Annotated in this window: 20 protein-coding genes; 8 read left to right on the top strand and 12 right to left on the bottom strand. The window is 62.4% G+C overall.

Annotated elements, in window-relative coordinates:
• Window positions 1–101: 101 nt before the first annotated feature.
• Both CCR96_RS08475 and CCR96_RS08480 read right to left on the bottom strand, forming a co-directional pair.
• Window positions 102–755, bottom strand: coding sequence for an SOUL family heme-binding protein (locus CCR96_RS08475; RefSeq protein ID WP_201219699.1), 654 nt, complete (start codon window positions 753–755; stop codon window positions 102–104).
• Between the two features lie 34 nt (window positions 756–789).
• Complete coding sequence (locus CCR96_RS08480; protein WP_201219700.1) at window positions 790–1,857, bottom strand: ligand-binding sensor domain-containing protein; 1,068 nt, start codon at window positions 1,855–1,857, stop codon at window positions 790–792.
• Between the two features lie 223 nt (window positions 1,858–2,080).
• Between CCR96_RS08480 and gltX the strand changes: the two genes are divergently transcribed.
• Window positions 2,081–3,496: a glutamate--tRNA ligase gene (gene gltX / locus CCR96_RS08485; protein WP_201219701.1), complete on the top strand. Its 1,416-nt coding sequence runs from the start codon at window positions 2,081–2,083 to the stop codon at window positions 3,494–3,496.
• A gap of 205 nt (window positions 3,497–3,701) precedes the next feature.
• Here gltX and mepK read toward each other — a convergent pair whose 3' ends face one another.
• Window positions 3,702–4,229: a peptidoglycan L,D-endopeptidase MepK gene (gene mepK, locus CCR96_RS08490; protein WP_201219702.1), complete on the bottom strand. Its 528-nt coding sequence runs from the start codon at window positions 4,227–4,229 to the stop codon at window positions 3,702–3,704.
• Between the two features lie 249 nt (window positions 4,230–4,478).
• On the opposite strand from mepK, the gene CCR96_RS08495 reads away from it, so the two are divergent.
• Complete coding sequence (locus CCR96_RS08495; protein ID WP_201219703.1) at window positions 4,479–5,267, top strand: transglycosylase SLT domain-containing protein; 789 nt, start codon at window positions 4,479–4,481, stop codon at window positions 5,265–5,267.
• A gap of 18 nt (window positions 5,268–5,285) precedes the next feature.
• Here CCR96_RS08495 and CCR96_RS08500 read toward each other — a convergent pair whose 3' ends face one another.
• Window positions 5,286–5,504, bottom strand: a complete 219-nt coding sequence (locus CCR96_RS08500; protein ID WP_201219704.1) for a hypothetical protein — start codon at window positions 5,502–5,504, stop codon at window positions 5,286–5,288.
• A gap of 173 nt (window positions 5,505–5,677) precedes the next feature.
• Entirely contained in the window at window positions 5,678–6,646 is a 969-nt protein-coding gene (locus tag CCR96_RS08505; protein ID WP_338035846.1) for a pentapeptide repeat-containing protein, read from the bottom strand.
• A 33-nt stretch (window positions 6,647–6,679) separates the two neighbouring features.
• Between CCR96_RS08505 and CCR96_RS08510 the strand changes: the two genes are divergently transcribed.
• The 3 genes from CCR96_RS08510 (at window position 6,680) to CCR96_RS08520 (ending at window position 9,830) form a co-directional block, all read left to right on the top strand.
• A complete protein-coding gene (locus CCR96_RS08510; RefSeq protein ID WP_201219705.1) occupies window positions 6,680–7,951 on the top strand; it encodes an O-acetylhomoserine aminocarboxypropyltransferase/cysteine synthase family protein in 1,272 nt (423 codons plus the stop codon).
• An 83-nt stretch (window positions 7,952–8,034) separates the two neighbouring features.
• Complete coding sequence (locus CCR96_RS08515) at window positions 8,035–8,709, top strand: type 1 glutamine amidotransferase (RefSeq protein ID WP_242518753.1); 675 nt, start codon at window positions 8,035–8,037, stop codon at window positions 8,707–8,709.
• Window positions 8,710–8,843: 134 nt separating this feature from the next.
• Window positions 8,844–9,830, top strand: a complete 987-nt coding sequence (locus CCR96_RS08520) for a PDZ domain-containing protein (RefSeq protein WP_201219707.1) — start codon at window positions 8,844–8,846, stop codon at window positions 9,828–9,830.
• 97 nt (window positions 9,831–9,927) lie between these two features.
• On the opposite strand, the gene CCR96_RS08525 is transcribed toward CCR96_RS08520, so the two are convergent.
• The 5 genes from CCR96_RS08525 to CCR96_RS08545 form a co-directional block, all read right to left on the bottom strand.
• Complete coding sequence (locus CCR96_RS08525; protein ID WP_242518755.1) at window positions 9,928–11,376, bottom strand: ribonucleotide-diphosphate reductase subunit beta; 1,449 nt, start codon at window positions 11,374–11,376, stop codon at window positions 9,928–9,930.
• Between the two features lie 129 nt (window positions 11,377–11,505).
• Window positions 11,506–12,057 (bottom strand): phosphate-starvation-inducible PsiE family protein, encoded by a 552-nt coding sequence (locus tag CCR96_RS08530; RefSeq protein WP_242518757.1) that lies wholly within the window; start codon window positions 12,055–12,057, stop codon window positions 11,506–11,508.
• Between the two features lies 1 nt (window position 12,058).
• Complete coding sequence (locus CCR96_RS08535; protein WP_201219709.1) at window positions 12,059–12,823, bottom strand: DUF3298 domain-containing protein; 765 nt, start codon at window positions 12,821–12,823, stop codon at window positions 12,059–12,061.
• A gap of 264 nt (window positions 12,824–13,087) precedes the next feature.
• The gene (locus CCR96_RS08540; RefSeq protein WP_201219710.1) at window positions 13,088–13,291 is read right to left on the bottom strand and encodes a type II toxin-antitoxin system HicA family toxin; all 204 of its coding nucleotides are present in this window, start codon (window positions 13,289–13,291) and stop codon (window positions 13,088–13,090) included.
• A gap of 37 nt (window positions 13,292–13,328) precedes the next feature.
• Window positions 13,329–16,304: a ribonucleoside-diphosphate reductase subunit alpha gene (locus CCR96_RS08545; RefSeq protein ID WP_201219711.1), complete on the bottom strand. Its 2,976-nt coding sequence runs from the start codon at window positions 16,302–16,304 to the stop codon at window positions 13,329–13,331.
• Window positions 16,305–16,868: 564 nt separating this feature from the next.
• Between CCR96_RS08545 and CCR96_RS08550 the strand changes: the two genes are divergently transcribed.
• Window positions 16,869–17,681: a c-type cytochrome gene (locus CCR96_RS08550; protein ID WP_201219712.1), complete on the top strand. Its 813-nt coding sequence runs from the start codon at window positions 16,869–16,871 to the stop codon at window positions 17,679–17,681.
• Window positions 17,682–17,714: 33 nt separating this feature from the next.
• On the opposite strand, the gene CCR96_RS08555 is transcribed toward CCR96_RS08550, so the two are convergent.
• Complete coding sequence (locus tag CCR96_RS08555) at window positions 17,715–19,526, bottom strand: oxygen-binding di-iron domain-containing protein (protein WP_201219713.1); 1,812 nt, start codon at window positions 19,524–19,526, stop codon at window positions 17,715–17,717.
• A 244-nt stretch (window positions 19,527–19,770) separates the two neighbouring features.
• A complete protein-coding gene (locus CCR96_RS08560; RefSeq protein ID WP_201219714.1) occupies window positions 19,771–23,001 on the bottom strand; it encodes an efflux RND transporter permease subunit in 3,231 nt (1,076 codons plus the stop codon).
• Between the two features lie 232 nt (window positions 23,002–23,233).
• Between CCR96_RS08560 and CCR96_RS08565 the strand changes: the two genes are divergently transcribed.
• Entirely contained in the window at window positions 23,234–23,401 is a 168-nt protein-coding gene (locus tag CCR96_RS08565) for a hypothetical protein (protein ID WP_201219715.1), read from the top strand.
• A 14-nt stretch (window positions 23,402–23,415) separates the two neighbouring features.
• A complete protein-coding gene (locus CCR96_RS08570; protein ID WP_201219716.1) occupies window positions 23,416–24,378 on the top strand; it encodes a Gfo/Idh/MocA family protein in 963 nt (320 codons plus the stop codon).
• Window positions 24,379–24,549 lie beyond the last annotated feature (171 nt).

Below are 24,549 nucleotides of genomic sequence, written 5' to 3' on the forward strand. Positions count from 1 at the left end.
CAAGCGCTCTCCTATGCGAGGGTTGATCGTGACTGGGGCTCATCAGGCGCAGGGCCGATATAGCCAGGCGCAGCAAGCCGTTGCTGCTGCGTTGTGCTGGCTCAAGGTTGCTGGAGTGAGACTTCGAACATGACCTCGTTGCGACGCAGCGGTCCGGGTGTGAAGGGATCGTTGTAGTAGGCATAGATCGGCTCGCCGCGCGGCTCGAGCCCGCGTTCAGCCATCCAAGTCTCGAGCCGGGCTTGCTGCTCAGCGATGGCCTGGTCAGTGGTCCTGCCACTGAAGCGCAGGGCGGCAACGCGCCGCGCGGGGATGTGCTCCAGGCGAACCTGCTCGTTGCTGGGTGGCGGCAGATCATCCAATCCATACTCGGACGGCATGATGAACTGGATGGTCCAGTTACCATCGTTCGCTGGGGTCTGAGTTACCGGCGCCGTCATTGCGATCTTTTCATCGGCCGCAAGCTTGCGTTGTTGTACCGGCGCGGTCATGGCGATGCGCTCGCCGCCGCGCTCCTTGGCGAAGATGTAGCGAGCGAGTGGGCCGAAGCCGCTGCTCAAGCTCTGTTGGCGGCTACCGCTGCCGTTGACCTCGGCGACGACGAGTGGTGGGTAGTCGCGCAGCTCGAAATCGCCATCTTGAACGATGGCCTGATACTCAGGCTTCTCGACGTTCTGGATCACGTAGACAAAGACCAGCATCGCAATGATGCCAATCAACAGGGCGCTACCGAGCAGGATCATAAAAAGCTTCATAAAAGAGGGTCGTTCAATGGTGGTCGCCTTGGCTCTAGGCGGTCTTGTCGGCATCGGCGTCGTTTCGGCTCGGTATCAACAAGCCACCAAGGATCAACAGTATCAGGCCGGCAAGCGAGATCCAGTACCAGCCCTTAAGCCCCATCGGACCAAACTGATAGACCGAGCCGGCGCTCAGCATGACACCGTCGCCGAAGGGTACGATCCAGCTCACCCCATACTGCACATGGTTCGGTGGCGCCTGGATCAGCTCGGCAAAGGCCTTGGCCTCTAGGGCGTCGTCTGACTCATCGATCTCGACGCGCAACAGGCCATCATCGCTGCCGATCCACAGCCGCGCGGCCTGCTTGGACTTGGCGGGCTCAAGATAGAGCGAGAGCATGCGGCTGTTCTCGAGGCCGACCTTCAGCCGCTGCCAGGGCTGTAGCGGTTCTGGCTGCCAGTATAGGCCCTTGTCGCTGCCGGCGATCAGCCGACCGCCGTCGGTGATGACGAAGCTGAAGATGTTGATGCCCTCGGGCAGTCCCTCGCGGTTGGGCTGCCAACTGAGCAGATCAGTGGCCTTGGCAGAGTAGACCCCCTCACCGACGCTGCCAATGTGCAGCCAAAGCTCATCGGCTCGTTGCTGGGTTTCGAGCCGATAGATGCTGGTGCCTTCGAGCGCCTGCAGCCATTGGCCGTCGCCCTGCACATAGAGTCCGTTGCCAGTCCCGACCAAGAGCCGGCCGCCGGCTAGGATCTCGTCGCGCACTCGTACCGGTAGTGCTGGCATGCCGGCTGGGACATTGTAGAGGCCGCCGCCGGTGCCGATCGGGCCCTTCGAAGCGTCGCCGGAGAGGTCTGCTGAGAGCGCGGTGACCGGATGGCCGTCCAGATTCACGTTAACGCGGGTCCAAAGATCGCTGGCGTAACGCCAGAGCTCACCGTCTTGGGTGCCGGCCAGGATGGAGCCGTCATCGGCGCGTGCGAGATCGGTGATATGGCCGCTGCCGATGGGTGCGTTGCGCACCAGCCGCTCGCCGCCAGGGATGAGCGGGCCGGCGATCAGCAGGATGAGTCCCAGCACGGCGATGCCGATGGCGATGGGGCGACTGGCTTTCATGAAGTCTCCTCGGGTCCAAGTTGTTTGTGCGTGTTATTCGAGCGTGTTGTCGCGCGTGTCAGACCAGCGCCTTGCGCTTGCTCGACTTGCGGGCTTAGCGCTTTGGCTGGCGGCTTCTAGCAAGTGACGGTCGGCGGGCCGCCAAGCAAGTGGAAAACGGCGGGCAGCGCCTCTGCTATCATCGCCGACCTTGGCATGTTGCAACAGACCTGAGAGCAGCGCGATGACCGTTCGTACCCGTTTTGCCCCATCTCCGACTGGCTACCTGCATGTGGGCGGAGCCCGCACAGCGCTGTTCAGTTACCTGTTCGCACGCCGGCATGGGGGGCAATTCGTGCTCAGGATCGAGGATACCGATCTTGAGCGCTCTACGGCGGAGTCCGTAAACGCGATCATGGAGGGCATGACCTGGCTTGGTCTCGACTACGATGAGGGGCCATTCTTCCAGACCGAACGTTTCGAGCGCTATCAAACGGTGATCGATGAGCTGCTCGACAAAGGCCTTGCGTATCGCTGCGACTGTCCGAAGGAGCGGCTCGAGCGCCTGCGCGACAAGCAGATGGCGGCCAGGGTGAAGCCGCGCTACGACGGTCATTGCCGTGGCCGCCAGATCGATCCCGAGCAACCGCATGTGGTGCGCTTCAAGAACCCGGTCGATGGCGCGGTGATCGTCGAGGATCTGATCCGCGGCCGGGTGCCCTTTGCCAATGCCGAGCTGGATGATCTGATCATCCGCCGCAGCGACGGCTCGCCGACCTATAACCTGACCGTGGTCGTCGACGATGCCGAGATGCAGATCAGCCACGTCATCCGCGGCGATGACCATCTGACCAATACCCCGCGCCAGATCAATATCCTCAAGGCGCTGGGCCACGAGCCGCCTAAGTATGCGCATGTGCCGATGATTCTGGGTCCGGATGGTAAGCGATTGTCGAAGCGCCATGGGGCGGTCAGCGTGGTCGCGTATCGGGACGCTGGCTATCTGCCCGAGGCGCTGCTCAACTATCTGATCCGCCTGGGTTGGTCGCACGGAGACCAAGAGGTCTTTTCACTCGATGAGATGATCTCGTTGTTCGATATTGCCGACGTCAACACCGCCGCCTCGGCCTTCAACGTCGACAAGCTCGACTGGCTCAACCAGCACTACATCCAGCACGCTGATCCACTGCGGATCGCGCGGCTCCTGAGTCCGCACATGGGCGAGATCGGGATTGATCCCACCGAGGGGCCGGACCTGGTTGCCGTGGTCGAGGCGCAGGCTGCGCGAGCCAAGACGCTGACTGAGTTGGCGCGCATCAGCGCCTTTTGCTATCAAGATTTCGACGACTACGACGAGACTGCCGCAAAGAAGCATTTGCGGCCGGTCGCGCGACCGGTGCTCGAGCGGCTGCGCGCCGAACTGGATATGTTGGCGCTCGAGGATTGGGAGCCGGAGACGCTGCACCGCGTGATCGAGCGGGTTTCCGAGGCGCTTGAGCTGAATATGGGGAAGGTGGCCCAGCCGCTGCGAGTGGCTATCGTTGGCCGCGCTGCATCGCCTGGCATCGATATCACCCTGCAGTTGGTCAGCAAGCCGGCGGCCTTGCGCCGCATCGATCGGGCCTTGGCCTTTATCGATGCGCGTGCCGCGAATGGTTGACGAACAGCAAGAGATCAAGCCGTTGGCGCCCGCATGAGGCCGCTGAAGAGCCCGCTCCGCGTCTGCGTTTGAAAGCAGAGCGAAAGGCGGGCTCGGCAAACATCTAAGGCGCGTCGGTGAACGTGAATGTCACGCGATACCTGTTCCTGGGTGGCGCCGTGACATGAGCGCTAGGGCTTGGATCAAAATCGATGCCGAGATCGGCCTAGGCCCCCCACTGCCTGACCGTTCCTGTGTCGAGATGGACGAAATTGGAGCGCGAGTAATAGCCGACGCCACCTCTGCTCAGCCGCAGGGCTGCGTCGCGGATACTGCGTGTTGGCATATCGCTGAGGCGGATATCGATGGCTTTGCCGCTCATGTGCAAACTGCGTTTTGCGACCCCGCTTGAGGTTCTGCTGAGCATCGCGTTGGTCTTTGGGGAGCGGTAGCCGCTGACGATCTCGAAGACGGCGTCGGTGTGGCCAAGCGACTGCTTGATGTCGTACAGCAGGTCGAACAGCTGCGGATCGATGGTGGCGATGTCGCCGGTGCGGAAGTCTCGTAAGAAATTGTTGAGTCGCGCCAACGCGCTGCGTTGATAGTGATCGCCCTTGCGGTAGGTCAGTGTCAGGCGTTCGTCGGTGTGGAGATGATGGAGAGAGAGAATGCGAGGCGTGTCAAGGTTGCGGCGGGCAAAGGCAGGCGCTGACGCCGCGGTCAAGGCTGCGCCAAGAAAGATTCGTCGGTTCACGAGTTTTCCCCCTAGGAAACGATCATATTGTTGTGCAGTTCGAGTATAGGCGGGGGTGGGATAAAAGCAATAGCCGATTGGCGATGAGTTGACGTTTGTGGCTCGTGCTCTAAACTACATCAAAGACAATGGTTAAGCATCCGTTTGAACTGAAGAAATCGAGTGCGCCCTCGAATGACCCAATTCGCTGTTTCGGCCCGGTTTTCGCGTTTTCCGGAGAGGTTGTCGCGCGAGGTGGCGGCAAAGGCAATGGCCACTGAGACCAGGCCCCGGTTGTCAGCCAAGGCATGCGTCGGCGGCGTTGGGCGTTGGTGTTCGGCTGTTGGGCTGGTCGCGAGCAGTCTGGTCGTCGTGCTGGCGACGGAGTCCGTCAGCGCGGATGTCTTCAAGTACGTCGACCAACATGGCAATGTCTTCTTTTCTGATGAGCCTTTGACCAGCGCAGGCCTCAAACTCGAGTGGAAGCGCACCGCGACCCGGCTGGCGGCCCAGAACCGAGAGCAGTCGGAGTCGATTCGGCGCAAACAAGCGGAGGTGAATGCCCGACTCAAGGCGCTCTCGGAGGCCGAGGCCGCCGCTGCAGAGGTCTACAAGAAGCGGCCGGTGGCTCCGGTGAGTGGATCGATGTGGGCGCGCCGGACGCGCTATCAGCCGCTTATCGAAAGTGCTGCTCGGCGCCACGGGCTGTTACCGGAACTCTTACATGCGGTGATCCGCACGGAGTCAGCCTACAAGCCGGACGCGCTCTCGCACGCTGGAGCCTGCGGGCTGATGCAGCTGATGCCGGCGACAGCAGAGCGCTTCCGGGTCACCGAGATCTGGGACCCGGCGCAGAACATCGAAGGCGGTGCCGCCTACCTTCGCTTCCTGCTTAATCTATTCGATAACGATATCCGGCTCGCGTTAGCGGGCTACAATGCCGGCGAGGGCGCGGTCAAACGCTACGGCAACCAGATACCGCCCTTCCCGGAGACGCAGAACTACGTGCGCAAGGTGCTGCAGTTCCTTTGGGCCGAAGAGGAATCGCGACAGTCTTGAGCAGCCCCTTGCTGCGGGTCAGTCCTCGCCGATAACGCGATGATCTTTTGGTTTGGAGAGTAGCTTCTCGGCCTCGAGTTGGTGCTTGGCGAAGATCATCCGATAATCAGCGTCGTCGCCTTCGGCGCGCTCTGCTCGTCGATGACGCACCGTGGTCCGGGCGTCTTGATAGCGCTCCTGGGTCTCAATATGAGTCAAGTGCATGTTTGGCGTGATCTTGTAGACGAAGTACGGCATTCCTCAAGATTCCATTTTGGCTGACTGGCCGGTGGCCCGCACGCGGCGGAGGCTCGTTCAGCTCGGGTTGGTGACGAAGGGTGTTCAATGGCCCCTCAGATGGGGGCGAGGTCGTGGCAATCGAGGCCTTGGCGTTGATTCGGCCAAGGTTGTTTCGAGTGGCGGCGCCTCGATTAGCGCAAATTCTTCTTGTAGCTCGGGATCTTGGCATTTCTCGCGGCCGAGAAGTTGGCGAACTCCATGGTCACGCTGGCCAATTGCACGCCCTTGAAATCCGCGTCTGTGACGATCGCCCCGCGCAGGATGGCGCCGCCGAGGACGGCGTTGGTCAAGTCGACCCCGGTCAGGTTGGCATTGCGGAAGTTGGCGTCTTGCGCCGAAACATTGCGCAGCCGGGCTCCCGACAGGTTTGCACCCTCTAGGTTGGCGAGGCTGAGCACCGAGAAGCCATTGGCTTCGCTGCTGGTCAGGTTAGCCTGGACAAGATTGGCTTTCACAAGATTGGCGTCGTTGAGATGACTATCCCGCAGATCAGCCGATGAGAGGTCAGTTTCGCGCAGGTTGGCCTGGATGAACAGTGCGCGAGTGGCGGTCACTTGGCTGAGGTTGCTATGGCAAAAGTCGGCGCCGCGCATGTCAGCTCCGGTCAAAAGCGCTCTTTCCAGCGTGGCGAAGCGGATCTCGGCCTTACGCAGATCGGCGCCTTCTAGGTTAGCATCGGTCAGGTCGGCGCCATTGAGCACGGCGATGCTGGCCGGGCGCTCGGTGCCGGCGCGGACCCGGGCTAGATTCGCCCTACTGAGGTTGGCGTCGTTCAGGTGGGCGCTGAGCAGATTAGCGCCGGTCAGTGTTGCGCCCTGTAGATTGGCGCCGACCAGGTCGCTGAACTCGAGATTGGCATCGGTCAGGTCCATTCCCTGCAGATCGGCGCCGTTCAAGCGCATATCGCGCAGATCCGCTCCGACCAGCGAATCGCCTTCGATGCTGGCCAATACCTCACCGCTTTCTCTGTGCTTGATCTCGACCATGCTGTCCTCCAGTAGTTGGCGAAAGCGCTGGCGTTTGCTTTTGGTGGGATTCCCAGCGCATTCCGCTATGCTATCCAGCCCGCGCGCCCTTTGCATCAGAAATACCAGAAACATGGCTGCAGCCGCTCTGCACCTGAGGAGGAGACGATGAAGCTCGAGACACTCGCCATCCATGCCGGCTTCGAGCCGGACCCCACCACCAAGGCGGTGGCGACACCGATCTACCAGACCACCAGCTACGCCTTCGACGACACCCAACACGGCGCCGATCTGTTCGATCTGAAGGTGCCGGGCAATATCTACACCCGGATCATGAACCCGACCAGCGATGTGCTCGAGAAGCGCGTCGCGGCGATGGAGGGTGGGGTCGGGGCACTGGCCCTGGCCTCGGGCATGGCGGCGGTGACCAATGCGATCTTCACCCTGGCGCAGGCCGGCGACAACATCATCGCCAGCTCGACCCTCTATGGCGGCACCTACAACCTGTTCGCGCACACCTTGCCGCGACTCGGTATCGAGGTGCGGCTGGTCAAACCGAACGACATCGAGACCATGGCGGCGAAGATCGATGCCAAGACCAAGGCGGTCTTTTGCGAATCGATCGGCAACCCGGCCGGCAATGTTGCCGATCTAAGGGCGATCGCCGAGATGGCCCATGCCCATGGCGTACCGGTGATCTGCGACAACACGGTGCCCAGTCCCTACCTCTGCCGGCCGTTTGAGCACGGCGCCGACATCGTCGTGCATGCGCTGACCAAGTACATGGGCGGCCATGGCACCACCATCGGCGGCGTGCTGGTCGACTCCGGCCAGTTCCCCTGGGCCGAGCATGCCGAGCGTTTTCCGATGCTCAATGAGCCGGATGTCTCCTACCACGGCGTGGTCTATACCGAGGCGCTGGGGCCGGCGGCCTACATCGGTCGTGCCCGCGTGGTGCCGCTGCGCAACATGGGCGCTGCCATCTCGCCGTTTAACAGCTTTCTGATCCTGCAAGGGATCGAGACCCTGCCAGTGCGCATGGACCGGCATTGCGAGAACGCGATCGCGGTGGCCGAGTATCTCAAGGGCCATGAGAAGGTCGAATGGGTGCGCTATGCCGGGCTGCCAGACAGCCCGGATTATCCGCTGGTGCAGCAGTACATGGACGGCGCCAAGGCCAGCTCGATCCTCTCGTTCGGGATCAAGGGGGGCCGAGAGGGTGGTGCGCGCTTCATCGATGCGTTGAAGCTCGCGGTGCGACTGGTCAACATCGGCGATGCCAAGACCCTGGCCTGCCACCCGGCGACCACCACGCATCGCCAGCTCTCGCCCGAGGAGCTGGCCGGTGCCGGGGTCAGCGAGGATCTGGTGCGGCTGTCGATCGGCATCGAGCACATCGATGACATCATCGCCGATCTTGATCAGGCCTTGGCGGCTTAGCGGCCGTTCCAGCAGCGCTGGCACCTTGGCGAACAGCGATCGTGCTCACCAGAGAGGCTCGGTGGATGAAGATTCATTGCTTGATGCATGTCCCCTTCGAGGGGCCCGCGCGGATCGCTGACTGGGCCGAGAGCCGTGGTCATCCGATCGCCTTCAGCCATCTGTTCGCGGGCGATGCGCTGCCGGAACTCGACGCCTTCGATCGCCTGGTGGTGATGGGCGGGCCGATGGGGGTTGGCGACGCCGACCGCTATCCCTGGATGCGTGCCGAGAAGGCGCTGATCCGCTCAGCGATCGATGCCGGCCGGTCTCTGGTCGGCATCTGTCTCGGCGCGCAGCTGATCGCCGAGGCGCTGGGTGCGCCGGTGAGCCAAAATCCAACGAAGGAGATTGGTTGGTTTCCGGTTCGACTCACTGAGACGGCGCGTGCGCACCCCTTCTGCAAAGACCTCCCCGCCGAGCAACAGGTCTTGCATTGGCACGGCGAGACCTTTGCGTTGCCCCCTGATGCCCTGCACCTGGCCGAGAGTGAGGCCTGCGCCCAGCAGGGCTTTCTCGTCGATGGCCGCATCCTTGGCCTACAGTTCCATCTCGAGATGACGCCAACCAGCTTGCACACACTCTGTAGCCACTGCGCTGATGAGCTGGTGCCGGACGCCTTCGTGCAGCGTGCGGACGAGATGCTCGCGGTATCCCCGGTGCGCTATGAAGAGACGGCGCGGGTGCTGGAGGTGTTGCTCGATCGGCTCGCTGGCTGACGATGGGGTGTTGAATATCCGCCGCTTCCGCGCCCCGGCCGCTGGAACGCCTGGGGCCAATTGGCGGACTAAGGCGCCATGGCACAGCGCCTATCCGCCGGCGCTGTCGATATCGACCTAAGAGAGAGCTGCCGATGATCAAGCGCAACCTGCTCAGAGCGACCCTTGCTCCGATCCTGACCTTCTCGATCGGCCTGGCCACAGGCGCCTGGGTCTTTTCTGGCGAACTGGCCGATCAGGAGCGCGAGAACGCGCCGGCTGGGGCTGAGATCCAAACCCCTGTGACGGACCTGGACCCCTCGGATGCCGTCGATTCCGCGCTGGCGCTGACCAGCGACAAAGCCGCCGACGCCGCTGAAGCCGACGCCGCCGCTGAAAGGGCGGCTCAGGTTGCTGAGCCAGGCCAAGCGCAGGCGCAGGCTCAGGATCAGGCTCAGCTGGAAGAGCAACGAATCCTGTTGGCGCGCCTGGAAGAACTCTCGCAGGGCTGGGGCCGCATGCAAGCCGAGTTGGTTGCGTTGCAGCAGCGGGTCGTCAGCCTGGAGCGCCGTCCAGTGCCGGTGGCGGATGATGCCTCAACGGCTGGTCTTGCCGACGCCGCACGGCCGCGCACACCGCAGGAGCAGCGCGAGGCCCTGGTTCGCGCGGGTGTCGCGGCCGGCACCGCCGACGAGATCCTTTGGCGCCGCTCGCAGGTGGAGCTGGATCGGCTCGAGCTGCGCGATCAGGCCCTGCGCGAGGGCTGGCTCGGGTCCGACCGCTATCGAGAGGAGATCCGCGCCCTGAATGCCGAGCGTGTCTCGTTGCGCGACGAGCTCGACGTCGAAGCCTACGACCGTTACCTCTACGAAACCGGTGAGACCAATCGGGTCAGTGTCGATTCGGTCATCGCCGGTTCGGCTGGCGACCAGAGTGGCCTGATGCCCGGTGATGTCATCGAGCGTTACGGCGATGAGCTGGTGCTGGACTTCAACGATTTGCGCTCGGCAACCAGTGCCGGCACACGCGGTGAGCTGGTGCCGGTCCAGGTCCGCCGCGGCGGCCAGATGATTGAGGTCTGGCTGCCGCGCGGGCCGATTGGTATCCGACTCGATGCCGCGCGCGTGGACCCGAATAGCTGATCGCGGAGATCGACATCAGCCTCGCTAAAATTATGTAAGGCTGGGCGACTCGTATACCGCGTTGGTCCTTAAACAAAGCAGCGTCCTTGGTGATCCCTCAATCCCAACTCAGCGCCCCACCGGTCTGATACTCGGTGACCCGGGTCTCGAAGAAGTTCTTTTCCTTCTTCAGGTCCAGCACCTCGGACATCCAAGGGAAGGGATTGCTGGCGCCTGGGTATTGCTCCGGCAGGCCGATCTGCGCGCAGCGGCGGTTGGCGATGAACTGCAGGTATTCCTCGAACATCGGTGCGTTCAGTCCCAATACCCCTCGTGGCATGGTCTCCTGGGCATACTCGGCCTCAAGCTGCACCGCGTCGCGGATCATGGTGATCAGCTCCTGCTTGAAGGCATCTGTCCATAAATGCGGGTTCTCGATCTTGATCTGATTGATCACATCGATGCCGAAGTTCATGTGCATCGATTCATCGCGCAGGATGTATTGGAACTGCTCGGCGGTGCCGGTCATCTTGTTGCGCCGGCCCATGCTCAGCACCTGCACGAAGCCGACGTAGAAGAAGATGCCCTCGAAGATGATGTAAAAGGCGACCAGCTCGCGCAGCAGCTTTTGATCGTGTTCCGGCGTGCCGGTGTGGAAATGCGGATCAGCTAGGTATTGAGTGAACGGCAGCGCCCATTCGGCCTTGCGCGCGACCGAGGGCACCTCGCGATACATGTTGAAGATCTCGCCTTCGTCCAGCCCTAGGGACTCGACCACGTATTGATAGGCGTGGGTATGCAGCGCCTCCTCGAAGGCCTGGCGCAGCAGGTACTGGCGGCACTCGGGGTTGGTGATGTGGCGGTAGACGGCGAGCACCAGGTTGTTGGCGACCAGCGAGTCGGCGGTCGAGAAGAAGCCGAGGTTGCGCTTGATGATGGTGCGCTCGTCGTCGGTGAGGCCGTTGGGATCTTTCCAGAGCGCGATGTCCGCGTTCATGTTGATCTCTTGCGGCATCCAGTGATTGGCGCAGGCGTCGAGGTACTTCTGCCAGGCCCAGTCGTACTTGAAAGGCACCAACTGGTTGAGATCGGCGTGGCAGTTGATGATGCGCTTGTCATCGACGCGAATGCGTCCGGCGCCGATCTCCAGGCTCTCGAGGCCGGTGGCGCCGCCTTCGGCATTGGGGTCGAATGCCGGCGCGGCTGGTTGCGTGCGCATGGTCTCGTCGTCGAGCAACGCTGGCTGCATCGGCGTGGGGTTCGGGTTGACCATGGGGGCCTGACCCGCGGTGGCCATCAGGGCCTCGTTGGAGACGATGCCTCGACCGGGCCGAACCAGGGAACTCGCGGCTGAGGCTGTGGCGGGCGCGGCGCTGGGTAGTGCGAAGTCGTCGTCTCGTGGCGCGGGGCTGTCAACAACCTGGTCATCGCTATCTGAATCTGAATCTGAATCCGAATCGAACAGACCTTTGGCCTTGAATGCAGTCTCGTGATCCTGCAGAGGGCGGCGTTTGCGCGCAGCGGGCGCTGGGCTGGCGTTGGCGAGGGGGTCATCCCAGTTCAGCATGCGGTGGTACTCCGTGGTGGTGGTCTGTGGGATAAAGGCTGTAAGCGGGCCTGGTTGAAGCCGTGGCGAGATCTGACGCAGCTGATTGGGCTTGCTATGGATCTCGATGCTAGCCAGGTCCGCGTTGGATCAGTTGGTGTTCGCTTTGGTCTTACTGCCAGGTAAGAGTGAGCTAGCCGCGACCGGTGGTTGATCTTTGGCCTCGGCAGCGCGGTCGGCCAGCGAGATCAGCCAGTAGGTGATACCAAGGCCGACGACGATGACACCCATGCCGATGAGGTCGAGCGCACTGTACTCGGCCATATCGAGGATGATGATCTTTCGCGCAATGGCCATGATCGCGGTCGCCACCACCAGCTTCATCGGGAACACATCAGAGCGGATGTAGAGCCTGATGTTGGAGAAGATCTCGTAAGCGATCAGCACCGCGAGGAAGGCGCCAAAGGTCTTGATGATGTCCGGAATCAGGAAATAGGGCGGCTGGATCAGATTAAGGTAGATGGTGTGGAGCACGCTGATCACGCCGACCAGGATCACGAACACCATCGCGATCGCGAGCACATAGGCAGCGACGCGCATGATCCGATGCAGCCAGCGCAGGATCGGGTCGCGCTCGTTGGTCGGTAGCTCGTCGTGACCAGTGCTGTTCTGGTCGCTGGTCTGATTAGCGTTGTCGATCAAGTCACAGCTCCTGATTCGGGAATAGTTTCGGATTGAGCACGGCGCTGAGGCTGGAGTAGGGCAGCAGTAGACGGGTGATGCCAATCGCATAGGGGCCGATCTGATACAGGCCGAAGACCACCTCAAGACCTTCTGCAATCGGCAGAAGCACCTGATAATTGTCAGGTTCAGGTGCGGTGCCACTGACCAACCATTCGTCATCAGGCACGAACGACTCGCGCTGGATCAGCGCCTGGTAGCTGGCCTCGGAAAGGCGTTGTTGCCAGTCGCTGTCTGGCTTGAAGAGCGCGGACACCGGTATCGGCTCACCGCTCTGGCGGCTCAATACCAAGGCCTGGTTCTCGGTGCCGCCGTGGGCGCCGCCGGTGAAATGGTAGGTCTCAAGCTCAAGGGTCCAGAAGACCGGGCCTTGGTAGCGCAGTTCGCCGGTGATCGAGAGGCCCCAGGGCGGACCGAGATGCTCCCCGTCGTTGCCGGCCAGAAAGCTTTGGTACTCGTCGCGAAAGGCGTCGACCTGACTCAGCACCTGTTGTTCGATGAGACGGTTGGCCGCGGTGATAGCGGCAGTGGACTCGCCCTCCGCGTCGCTCAGCTGAACGAATTGCGCGGCGATCTCGATCTTCGGCCCATCTTGGGTCAGGCGCACCAGGCCATCCTCGTGTGTGATCTCGATCGGGCCGATCTCTGTGGCCACGCTGAGGTTGCCGCTGGCCGAGACCAGAAGCAGGGCGGCAAGCGCGGTGCGCCAAAAGACAGGTGCTGTCACCGGTTTGCTCGATGTTGCTCTTTGGGGCTTGGTCGAAAGGTTCATCTTAGGCAACCTCGCTCATAGGGCGGATCTTTGGCGCTGGGAGTACGCGATTCTCTGCTTTGAAGTGATTCACGACATCCTGCACGACCTCGCAAAGCTCAGCATAGAGCGCGACTGGGTCGTCACCATGTATTCCAGTGATGAGGTCAGGGCATTTCCCGATATACACTTGATCTTCATCACTCCACTCCACCCACTTGTGGTATTGATCGAAATCTTTCATTTGCTCACCGTTGCGATTGCCTGCGCGACTTGCTTCTCTTGATAACGTCTCGCGTCGTCGCCGAGTTTGCCGCTGACGGTCACCACGCCCGGATACTTTGGATGCACAAGTTTCCGGTGGGAGCCTTTGCCTGCACCTTGGATCTCTTCAAAGCCTGATTTCTTGAGTGCTGTCAGCAGGTCACGAATTTTCTGCGGCATTGATGAACCTTACTTGTGTGCTTGAACGAAACGTTCATCACTGGCAGCTCTCACACTCTGGATCATCGATCGAGCAGGCCTTGGGCGCTGGGTCGACAGGCTTGCCGCCGCCGTTTGACTTTGCCTTTCCCGGTGACTGATAAGAGCCCCCAACGGCCGAGAGGCGATTCGCTCTGCTGGTATCCGCCATGGTCGACTTCTCGACATGGGTGGCGCCCATCGAGCGCAGGTAGTAGGTGGTCTTCAGCCCGCGCACCCAGGCCAGCTTGTAGAGGTTGTCGAGCTTCTTGCCGCTCGGCTCGCTCATATAGAGGTTCAGGCTCTGTGCCTGATCCAGCCATTTCTGGCGTCGGCTGCCGGCCTCGACCAGCCAGCGTGGGTCGACCTCAAACGCAGTGGCATAAAGCTCCTTTAGCTCATCGGGGATGCGGTCGATCTGCTGCAGGCTGCCGTCGTAGTACTTGAGGTCGCTGACCATGACGCTGTCCCAGAGTCCGAGCGCCTTGAGATCGCGCACCAGGTAGGGATTGACGACGGTGAACTCGCCGGAGAGGTTCGATTTGACGAACAGGTTCTGATAGGTCGGCTCGATCGATTGGCTGACGCCGACGATGTTGCTGATGGTCGCGGTCGGGGCGATCGCCAGGCAGTTGCTGTTGCGCATGCCGATTGTCGTGACCCGCTCGCGCAGGCTGTTCCAGTCCAGCGTTGTGCTGGTATCCATCTCCAGATAGCCGCCGCGGCCTTCGGCTAGGCGTTGGACGCTGTCGATCGGCAGGATGCCCTGGCTCCAAAGGCTGCCATCGAAGCTCTGATAGCGCCCGCGCTCGGCAGCCAGCTCGCTGCTCGCCTCGATCGCGTAGTAGCTCAGCGCCTCCATACTGTGATCGGCGAAGCGCACCGCGTCTTGGCTGGCATAGGGGATGCGCAGCTCGTAGAGCGCATCCTGAAAGCCCATGAGGCCCAAGCCGACCGGCCGATGACGCAGGTTGGAATTGCGCGCCTGCGGCACGTTGTAGAAGTTGTAGTCGATGACGTTATCGAGCATGCGCATCGCGGTGCGCACGGTCTTGCGTAGCTTGGCGGTGTCGAGCCCGCGCTCGCTGACATGTGCGGCCAGGTTCACCGAGCCTAGGTTGCAGACCGCGATCTCCCGATCGTTGGTGTGCAGGGTGATCTCGGTGCAGAGGTTGCTGCTGTGCACCTGACCGACATGCTGATTGGTGTAGCGCAGGTTGCAGGGGTCCTTGAACGCGATCCAGGGATGACCGGTCTCGAACAGCATTGCCAGCATCTTGCGCCAGAGGTCGACGGCCTTGATGCGCTTGGTCACCTTCAGCTCGCCATGCTCGGCGCGAGCCTCGTAGCCGAGATAGGCCTCCTCGAAGGCTTGGCCGGTCAGGTCGTGCAGGTCTGGGGTCTCGTCGGGTGAGAACAGGGTCCAGTGCTGATCCTCGGCGACGCGCTTCATGAACAGATCCGGCACCCAGTTGGCGGTGTTCATGTCGTGGGTGCGGCGCCGTTCATCGCCAGTGTTCTTCCGGAGATCCAGGAACTCCTCGATGTCGATATGCCAGGTCTCGAGGTAGGCGCAGACCGCGCCTCGCCGCTTACCACCTTGGTTCACGGCTACCGCCGTATCGTTGGCCACCTTCAGGAAAGGCACCACACCCTGGCTCTTGCCATTGGTTCCCTTGATATGCGCACCCATGCCGCGCACCCGGGTCCAGTCGTTACCCAGACCGCCAGCGAATTTGCTCAGCAGGGCGTTGTCCTTGATCGCGCCATAGATGCCATCGAGATCATCCGGCACCGTGGTCAGGTAGCAGGAGCTGAGCTGCGGGCGCAGGCTGCCGGAGTTGAACAGGGTCGGCGTGCTGCTCATGAAGTCGAAGCTCGACAGCAGCTCATAGAACTCGATCGCGCGCTCCTCGCGGTCGATCTCGTTGATCGCCAGCCCCATCGCCACGCGCATGAAGAAGGCCTGCGGCAATTCGATGCGCGGCCCCTCGGCCTTATGGATGAAGTAGCGGTCATACAGGGTCTGTAGCCCGAGATAGGTGAACTGCAGATCGCGCTCGGGCCTGAGCGCGGCGCCGAGCCGGGCGAGATCGAAGCGGCTGAGCTGTTTGTCGAGCAGCTCCAGGTCGCCGGCGGTCTTGATATAGGCGCTGAAATAGTCCGCGTAGCGCTCGGCGAGATCGGCCTGGGTCTCGACCCCGACCGCCATGCCCAGCTCGCCGAGCGCCTCGCGCCGCAACAGGTCCAGCAGCAGACGCGCCGCCGCCTGGCTGTAGGCCGGCTCGCGCTCGATCATCGCCCGCGCCGACATCACCAGTGCCTGACCGACATCGGCCTCCTTGACGCCGTCGAACAGGTTGCGCAGCGTCTCGTTGATGATCAACTGGTCATCAACCCCCTCAAGCCCGGCGGCCGCCTCGCGTGTCAGTCGGCGCACGCGCTCGACGTCCAGTGGCCTGGTGCCGCCATCGGCGAGGGTGACATGGATTCCAGCCGTTTCACCTGTTGCTGTGGTCGTCGCGCTGGCGGCCTTTTCGGCGCGCTCACGGGCGCGCGCGTCGCGATAGATCACATAGTCACGCGCGACCTTATGCTCGCCGGCGCGCATCAGCGCCAGCTCGACCTGATCCTGGATATCCTCGATATGGACGGTGCCGCCACCCGGCAGCCGGCGGGTGAGTGCCGAGACCACCTGCTCGGCAAGCTCATCGACCAGATGATGGATGCGGCTGGACGCCGCCGCGCTGCTGCCCTCGACGGCAAGAAAGGCCTTGGTCATTGCGACCTTGATCTTGCTCGGATCGAAATGCGTCACCTTGCCGTTGCGGCGGATCACCTGCACCTGACCTGGCCGATGGCTTGCGACCTCGCTGCTCGAACTCAGCGTCGAGACGGTAGCCGAACTGGCGGGCTGAGACTCCGGCTCGACACGAGGCTGATGCGGGGTGAGTGTTTGCGCAGTAGCGTCGGTCTTCTTGGAGACAGCGGCCATGGTTTAGTCCTCGTTTGACGTGGTCTGGTGCTAAAGCAAGAGGGACCGTTGATCGGTCCAAGCCCGGCGATTGCGGCTGGGCCTACGGCTGAGCGACAGCAGGCTTGAGCCGCTGTGCGCCTGAGCGATCGGGTTCTTGAGTCGGCGGTTTTCGTCGGCAGTTAGCGTCTGTGGAAAACAGACGTGGCCCCACGACTGTATCGAAGGTTCCCGTTGAGGGTTCCCAATATATACGTATCAGAATGGCTGTCAACCACTACATCTTGTGGTTTAGCTGTGATTAACTGCGTGGGTCCCCTGTGCGTGAGCTGTGGATAACGTTCCCTGGATCGGCGTTTGAGAGCGCCGTTGAGGGGTTTTGCTGTGGATAACCGCAGCCTGCAATTTGCCCTTGTTGGCTTGGGCCAAGACGGCACCGGCAGCGCTATACTCAACCCTCGCCATTCGCCCAGTCGGGGCGTTGCGGCGCATACTTGAAACAACACCAAATGGCGCCGTCAGAGCTAAGCCAAGATAGGGCGAAGAAACCGCGGTGATGACCTGGACGGCACAACGGAGGACTGTATGAGCCGAACGATGCTGCGCACCTGCATAACCCTACTAGGTTGTGCGCTGGTAATGCCGTCGCTGGCTGAGACGCTGGTCGAGACCCCAGCTGAGATTGCCAAGCGTGAGTACGATCAGGTTTTGACGCTGACGCCGGATATCGAGCGCGGGCGCAGGGTCTACCTCACTTGCGCCGTGTGCCACTTACCGGAAGGCTGGGGCAGCGTCGATGGGATCTATCCGCAGATTGCGGGTCAACTGCGCACAGTGATCATCAAGCAGCTTGCCGACTTCCGTGCCGGCAATCGCGACAATCCGCTCATGTATCCATTCTCTGTGCCGGAGATCTTGGGCGGTCCGCAGGAGATCGCGGATGTTGCCGCCTATGTCGCCACATTGCCGATGACGGCCAACAATGGGTTCGGGCCAGGCACCGACTTGGTGCTTGGCGAGCGGCTCTATGGCGAGCACTGTGCCGATTGCCACGGTGCGGCTGGCGAGGGTGACGAGGCTGAGCACATTCCCGCCCTGGCTGGGCAGCATTACGCCCATCTGATGCGGCAGTTCGATGCCATCCGCAGCGGCGAGCGCAAGAATGCGGATTCGAAGATGACCGATGAGATCAGGGACATCAACGCGCAGCAGCAGTCAGCGTTGCTGGACTATACGGCGAGGCTGCGTCCAGCGGCCGACAAGATTGCAGCGGAGGGGTGGCGTAACCCCGACTTTCCCCAGTATTTGCGTGATGCGATGGGACTGAAGGTGCCGCCGCCAGCGGTGCTTGCGCCCTCAGCGCCGCCAGACTCGGAGGAGGCAGCGCCGCCGCGGTAGACGAGCGCAGCGGCAGCGCTCTCGGCCTTGACCTCATTCGGCGATGCTGAAGCGATCTCGGCCAGCGCGCTTGGCCTCGTAGAGTGCCATATCGGCGTGTTGGATCAGGGCTTCGAGTGATTCGTCGGGCTTTCGTTGGGCAACGCCGAGACTTGCCGTGACCTTCAATGGGCTGTCCGCATCGATGTCGAATGGATGTTCCGCGATCCCAGCGCGGAGCCGTTCGGCCAGCTTGGTCGCGCCACTCAGCGTCTGACCGATCACCAGTACCAGGAATTCTTCACCGCCGAAGCGCACCGGGACATCGACACTGCGGCACTCGCTTTGGATCAGCTCGGCGACCTGTTCGAGCACCCGATCACCAGCACCATGGCCGTGGGTGTCGTTGATCTGCTTGAAATGGTCAAGGTCGAGCATCACCGCTGCGACCGATGGAGCCATGTCGCGCTCCTGCAGGGCCAAGTGGCGTTTCATCACGTCTTGCATATAGACGCGCGTGAAGAGCTGGGTGAGCGGGTCGCGGATCGAGCGTTGATAGGCGCGCTCGCGCTCGAGGTCGATCGACCGGTAGATCACCTCGCGCTCGAGCGCGATCTTCAACGGCTCGATCATCTGCACGATCAGTTGCGCGGTGCTTGAGGTGATCAGCGGGCGTCTGTCGAATGCGAGGATAGCCATCGCTTCGATCTGTTCGCTGTTCTGGGCCGTGAGTGGAACCGCGATCGTCGCGCCTCCCGAGGGGGTCTCTGGTTGCAAGCAAAAGCCCTCGGCATGGAGGTCGTGGTTTGAGGGCGCGGAATCTTCGATGTGCGCGCGCTTCCAGTCGCTGAGTGTGCGCCCCACAAACTTGCAGGTGTCTGGGATTTGAGCATCAACGATGCCGACAAAGCGTGCCTTAGCGGCGAGTGTCAGCACCTGACCGTCGGGCAGCGCTGCGTAGTAGTCGATATGCGTCACAGGCAGGCTGCGCTGGACGACCTCGAGGAGTCGCGTCGCGATGTCGCGGAAGTCGCGATACAGCAGCATCGTCTCGGTGATATCGCGCAGGGTCCGGTTGAGCTGTGAGAGCCGCCGAATATCTGTGTCGCCTTGACCGAGCAGGTAGAGGCCGCACTCCAGGTGCCTCAGCTTGTCGATGATAAACCCGACCAGATGCTGCGGAATGATCGAGCCGTGCTGGGCCGCGATCATCTCCACCGGGTAGCGCTCGATCTGGCTCAGCGCATAATCGAGGATGTCGCTGCTCGGCATGTAATGCTCGTGGAACGGGCGCACCGCGTCGAAGTGCGATTCGTCCAGTGCGATCAATTGGGGCACTTCGGTAAAGCCGCCGAACAGGTCACTCGAGAAGAGCACGCCGGTGCTGCGGTCGAAGCTGCAGAAGGCGCCCGGAAAGTGCGCATAGGGGGTGAAGATGAATTCCAGCGTTCGATCTTCGAGTTCGAGCCTCCAGTCGTGCTCGTCAACGAGCCAGAACGGCATCTTCAGACCGTAGTGTTTGAGCAGCGTCGCGGCGCGCCAATGGGTGACGACCGCTGCGTCCGAGCGGGTGTTGAGCTCATCGATCAGCGGCAGTGCGGCGGCGATGTCTGGATCTTGATGATGGCAGACGTAGTAGCGAATCGCGCTGAGCGGGACAACCTCCTCGACCTTGCGCAGGGTGTGGGCGAAGGTGAGGCGCGAGCCGGGGTCGAACAACACCGATTGGTCGCCCTGTTCGAGCAGGTAGACATGGCACTGGAACTTGTCTTCGGGGATGACATGGCCGACCCACCAAACGCGCTCTGCGATTTCGATTGCGTGGCCGGTGTCGGCGTGACGGAGGGTTTCGAGTGTCGCTGGCATTGCTCGCTGGATCGATTAAGCGGCGTCCGCTGCCGGGCTGAAGGAGGGCTTCCGTGGTTGCCAGACGCACTTTACAGGGGCATGAGTCAGTGCTTCAGGCCCATTGCATGTTACTCGCGTCTGCCTAGCGTACGCAGTTACTTCAGTGTAACCGAGACTGCGCCCGCGCGGCCGACTTCTGCAACCAGTTTCAGTGGATCTCTCCTGAGCGAATGGAGCGAATGGAGCGAATGGAGCAATTGGTCTATGGCTTCTTCTGATCGTTTGCGACGGTGGCATCTAAGCGCAAGGCATTGACCGCTTGGACCACTGGAGGGCTCGCCGCTTCGGCTGGCGCGCGCGCCGTTCGGGCGCCGAGCAGACGATAGATGCTCGGGACCAGCAGCAGCGAGACCAGGGTCGAGAAGCTGAGTCCGGCAACGATGGTGATCGCCAACGGGCTCAACATCTCCGAGCCCTCGCCAATGCCGAGCGCCAGCGGCAGCATGCCGAAGACGGTGGTGAGGGTGGTCATCAGGATCGGTCGGAGCCGCAAACGCGCCGCCTCGATGATGCTCTCATCGCGCGCATCGCCAGCCCGACGGCGCAGCTCGATGAACTCGACCAGCACGATCGCGTTGTTGACGACGATGCCGGCCAGCATGATCATGCCGAGCCAGACCGGCATCGATAGACCGGTGTCGGTCCAGCTCAGCCCGAGCGCCACTCCGATCAGTGCGAAGGGCACTGAGAGCAGGATGATCAACGGGTTGCGCACGGACTCGTACTGCACCGCCATCACCACCAAGACCAGAAATACCGCCAAGGCCAGCAACAGCCGACCGATGTCTTGCCCCTGCTGCAGGGTCTCGAGACTGCCGGCCTCGTAGAGGCTGTAACCCGGCGGCAGCGGTACCTCGGAGGCGGCCGCCAGTGCTTGCTCGATGGCGCTGGCCAGGGTCAGATCGCCGCCGATCGAGGCGCTGATCTCGACGATCCGCTGCTGGCGATCGCGCATGATGGTCTCGGGCTGCAGCAGGACGCTGACCTGGGCGAGGTCGCCGAGTCGGATCGGCCGTCGTGCGCCCCGCGTTCTGGCGTCATCGCTGGCATTGTCCGTCGTCATCAGGCGATTTCCTGGCTCGCGGCCGAAGAGGATGATCGACTCGAGATCCCCGGGGGCGGCGATATCGTCTCGGTCCAAGCGCAGGCGCACATCGATGCTGCGGTCGCCCTCGATCAGCTCGGTGATGACTTGACCCTCGAGCGCGAGCCGGAGCACGCGCCCGATGTCTTCCACGTCCAGCCCGTGGCTGGCGGCGCGTTGCCGGTCGACCTCGATCGAGAGTTCGCGGGTTGGCTCTTGGTTGGAGTGTTGCAGATTGCGCAGATCCTCAATGCCCTGGAGTCGTTCGAGCATCTGGTCGGCGAGCGCAATCAGGGTGTCGAGTTCGGGGCCTTTGAGGCGCAGGCTGAGATCATCATCGCCGCGATTGAAGCGAATGCCGCGGATGCCGCGCGTGTAGAGATAGACGCGCAGCCCGGGGATCGCGGCCGCCTTGATCTCGGCTTTGACGCGCTCGATCCATTCGGCCGTGCCGAGGTCACGCTCGGCAAGTGGGGCGAGCTGGACCTGAAGACTGGCGCGATGACTGTTTTCGAAGCTCGAGCGGCCGAAGACGAAGCCGCCGACGGTGGTAAAGATCGAGCGGGTTTCCGGTTGGGCGTCAACGATGGCCTCGACTTGGCGGGTCAGCGCATCCATCTGTTCCAGATTGACGCCGTTATCCGCGGTCAAGCTGATGCGCACATCCCCTTCGTCGAGCTCAGGCAGGAAGGCGGGTGTCGCCGAGAACAGACTCGGCACGCTGGCGACGAGGGCGACGATGAATAGGGGCAACAGCAGCCAGGGTCTCGGGAGCAGGCGCCGCAGTATCCACCGATAGCCGTTCTCGAGCGCCTGCATGGCGTGGTCGACCGCTCGCCGCAAGGGGCCATCGCGTCCAGCGGGCAGCTGCCGCGCTAAGGCCGGTACCAGGGTGAGTGCGACCACGAGGGAGGCGATGATGGCCGCCGAGATGGTAAAGATCAGCTCGCGGAACAAGAGTCCGATCAGGCCGCCGATAAACAGAAACGGCAACACGGCGGCCAGGTTCGTCGAGGTGGATGCGATGATCGCGCCGCTGACCTCGCGCGCGGCGTTGCTTGCTGCCGTCAGGGGTGGCTCGCCGCGGCGCTGATGACGATGGATATTCTCGAGCATCACGATGGTGCTATCGACCAGCATGCCGATACCGAGTGCCAGGCCTCCCAGGGTCATGATGTTGAAGGTGAGGCCGAAGGCGGCCATCAGGATGAAGGTGACCAGGATGGCGATCGGGATGGCGCTGCCGATGATCAGGGTTCGGCGCAGGCTGCCGAGGAACAGGTAGACTACTAGCATCGCCAACAGGGCGCCGCCGAGGGCGGCCTGGATCGCGTTGTTCAGCGACTGGCGGATGTAGCGGGCCTGGTCGTCGACCTTGGCAATCTGGATATCCTCGGGCACCAGGCCCGCGGCCTCAAGCCGGGCGAGCTCCGCATCGACGGCGTTGACCACGGCGACCGTGTTGCTGAGTGGCTGCTTCTGGATCGAGAGCTTGATCCCAGGGGCGTCATCGAGCCGAATGCGCAGGCGCTCCTCGGCGCCGCTATCGAGCACCTGTGCGACCTCGCCGAGCCGTAGCTGCTCGGCACCGCGGTTGGCGGCGTCTCCAAGCGGTAGCGCGGCGATCTGCTCGGCCGAGTCAAAACGCCCGCCGGTACGCGCGCTGATCTCGCCATCGCGCATCAGCAGCCGGCCGGCGGGGACGTCTTGGTTGGCTGCTTGGAGCCGCGCCTGCAGATCGAGTACATCGAGCCCGAGACCGGCGAGCCGGTACTGATCGGCAATGATGCTGACCTCGCGCTCGAGTCCGCCGCCGACCTCGACCGCCGCCACTCCGGGGAGGGTCAGCAGCTGGCGCCCGAGATCGTAGTCGACCAGATCACGCAGTTCGATGGGGTCACGCAGCGCTGAGCCGACCACATACTCGGCCACGGGCAATTGGAACGGATCACGCTTGTAAATGATCGGCGGGTCGATGCTGTCGGGCAGAAAGCGCTTGGCGCGATCGAGTCGCGCGCTGGCATCGCGCAGGGCCTGGTCGACATCGTCGCCATAGCGAAACGAGAGGTCGATGGCGGAGCGGCCCTCGCTCGTGCGCGACTGAATCGCGATCACGCCCTCGGTGATCGCCAGCTGCTCTTCGAGCTGGCGGGTGATCTCGTCTTCCATCACGGTCGCCGGCACGCCAGGGTCGAGGACGCGGACGCGCACGTCTGGGTAGGTGATCTGTGGCAACAGGTCGACATTTAATTGGTTGAGCGCGAAACCGCCGAGCACCATGACCGCGAGCGTCATCATGACGACGCCGATTGGATGTCGGACAGACCAAGTTGAAAGTCCTGAATTCATTGCATATTCCGAAGCGACAAGCGGTCGATGGGCAGCCTGCGGCGGGTGCGCTAGCCGCTCTCCCGAGCGGGGCCTAAGGCGCGCGCATCAGGCTAATGTGATCTAGTCCGCAGACATCGGGGCGATGGTCGTGGATAATAAAGAACCGTCAAGCACAGACGGTTCAGCCTTGTCCCCAAGGATCATCCAAGGGGCACCACTACTTTACCGCCAGAGCGAGTCCACCGAGCACATGTCACCGAAGCGCCGCGGCCGCCAACCCGATCTCTTCAAGGTCCTCGTGGTCACGTTAGCGATTGGGATGACCCTAACGCTTGGCTACCAGATTAACCTGTACCACGTCGGCCAGGTCCAGCCGATGGCTGAGCGAACGCCTGCGCCGCCGATCATTGATGGCTAAACGGTGCTGACTGCATGAGCCGCCCGCATCCACTCAAGGTTGGGGTCGTCGGAGTCGGTTATCTCGGACGCTTCCATGCGCTCATCTATTCCCGCCTTGCGCAGGTCGAGCTGGTTGGTGTTTGCGATACCGACCCCGAACGTGCGGCGAGTGTGGCCGCGGAGGCGAGTTGCGCGGCTTTGGATGATCCATTGGGCCTCATCGGACGCGTCGATGCGGTGAGTATCGCGGTGCCGACCAGTGCCCATCATGCGGTGGCCTGCGCCTATCTCGAGCAGGGCATCCATGTGCTGCTCGAGAAGCCGCTCGCGGTGGATGCGTGCGAGGGTGCCGAGATCGTGCGGATTGCCGAGCAGCAGGCCGCGGTCTTGCAGGTTGGTCATCTGGAACGCTTCAACGCCGGGGTGATGGCGCTGGCGGCGCGCATCGATGCTCCGCGTTACATCGAGGCGCAGCGTATGGGTGGCTTCGTCGAGCGCGCCACCGATGTCGACGTGGTCGCTGATCTGATGATCCATGACATCGATATCATCTTGGCGCTGGTTGATGCCGAGTTGGTCGATGTGCGAGCGGTTGGCACCCCGGTGCTGACGCCACGCGTCGACATCGCCAGCGCACGCCTTGAGTTCAGCAACGGAACCGTCGCCAATGCCGTCGCGAGCCGTGTCTCGGACAAGAAGACGCGGCGTATTCGGGTGTTCCAGCCGCAAGGCTATCTATCGCTCGACTTCATCGGCCAGACCCTGGATAGCGCCGTGCCGCGGCAACGCGAAGCCGGCGAGCGCCCTGAGATCCAGCGCTCGCGGGTGATGGTCGAGCCGGTGCAACCGCTTGATCGGGAAATCGAGGCCTTCATCGACTGCGTGACGCATCAAACCCGGCCGCTCGTCGATGGCCGGACTGGGCTGCGTGCGCTTGAGGTCGCCTTGCAGGTGCAAGCCAGCATTGCTGACCAGCAGAACGCGGTGCTCGGTTAAGACAGACTCGATCAGCGTTTTCCTGTCGCCATCTGCCTTAACGCCCGCAGCCAACGCCCACATGACTCCTGCGCTTTTCCAGCTGATGCTGTCCGGCGATCAGGTTGGGCGATCAGGTTGGGCGATCAGGTTGGGCGATCAGGTTGGGCGATCAGGCTGAAAGCCGATGGA

Source organism: Halochromatium roseum, from assembly GCF_016653315.1.
Classification (GTDB): Bacteria; Pseudomonadota; Gammaproteobacteria; order Chromatiales; family Chromatiaceae; genus Lamprobacter; species Lamprobacter roseus.

What these genes read in the sequence shown, in the direction of transcription:
- CCR96_RS08515 (WP_242518753.1), top strand. Translation starts at nt 8,035, where the DNA reads ATGCATGTCCCCTTCGAGGGGCCCGCGCGGATCGCTGACTGGGCCGAG.
- gltX (WP_201219701.1), top strand. Translation starts at nt 2,081, where the DNA reads ATGACCGTTCGTACCCGTTTTGCCCCATCTCCGACTGGCTACCTGCAT.
- CCR96_RS08555 (WP_201219713.1), bottom strand. Translation starts at nt 19,526, where the DNA reads ATGCCAGCGACACTCGAAACCCTCCGTCACGCCGACACCGGCCACGCA.
- CCR96_RS08500 (WP_201219704.1), bottom strand. Translation starts at nt 5,504, where the DNA reads ATGCCGTACTTCGTCTACAAGATCACGCCAAACATGCACTTGACTCAT.
- CCR96_RS08570 (WP_201219716.1), top strand. Translation starts at nt 23,416, where the DNA reads ATGAGCCGCCCGCATCCACTCAAGGTTGGGGTCGTCGGAGTCGGTTAT.
- CCR96_RS08510 (WP_201219705.1), top strand. Translation starts at nt 6,680, where the DNA reads ATGAAGCTCGAGACACTCGCCATCCATGCCGGCTTCGAGCCGGACCCC.
- CCR96_RS08480 (WP_201219700.1), bottom strand. Translation starts at nt 1,857, where the DNA reads ATGAAAGCCAGTCGCCCCATCGCCATCGGCATCGCCGTGCTGGGACTC.
- CCR96_RS08560 (WP_201219714.1), bottom strand. Translation starts at nt 23,001, where the DNA reads ATGAATTCAGGACTTTCAACTTGGTCTGTCCGACATCCAATCGGCGTC.
- CCR96_RS08540 (WP_201219710.1), bottom strand. Translation starts at nt 13,291, where the DNA reads ATGCCGCAGAAAATTCGTGACCTGCTGACAGCACTCAAGAAATCAGGC.
- CCR96_RS08565 (WP_201219715.1), top strand. Translation starts at nt 23,234, where the DNA reads ATGTCACCGAAGCGCCGCGGCCGCCAACCCGATCTCTTCAAGGTCCTC.
- CCR96_RS08545 (WP_201219711.1), bottom strand. Translation starts at nt 16,304, where the DNA reads ATGGCCGCTGTCTCCAAGAAGACCGACGCTACTGCGCAAACACTCACC.
- CCR96_RS08550 (WP_201219712.1), top strand. Translation starts at nt 16,869, where the DNA reads ATGAGCCGAACGATGCTGCGCACCTGCATAACCCTACTAGGTTGTGCG.
- CCR96_RS08520 (WP_201219707.1), top strand. Translation starts at nt 8,844, where the DNA reads ATGATCAAGCGCAACCTGCTCAGAGCGACCCTTGCTCCGATCCTGACC.
- CCR96_RS08505 (WP_338035846.1), bottom strand. Translation starts at nt 6,646, where the DNA reads ATGTTTCTGGTATTTCTGATGCAAAGGGCGCGCGGGCTGGATAGCATA.
- CCR96_RS08525 (WP_242518755.1), bottom strand. Translation starts at nt 11,376, where the DNA reads ATGCTGAACTGGGATGACCCCCTCGCCAACGCCAGCCCAGCGCCCGCT.
- CCR96_RS08475 (WP_201219699.1), bottom strand. Translation starts at nt 755, where the DNA reads ATGAAGCTTTTTATGATCCTGCTCGGTAGCGCCCTGTTGATTGGCATC.
- CCR96_RS08495 (WP_201219703.1), top strand. Translation starts at nt 4,479, where the DNA reads ATGGCCACTGAGACCAGGCCCCGGTTGTCAGCCAAGGCATGCGTCGGC.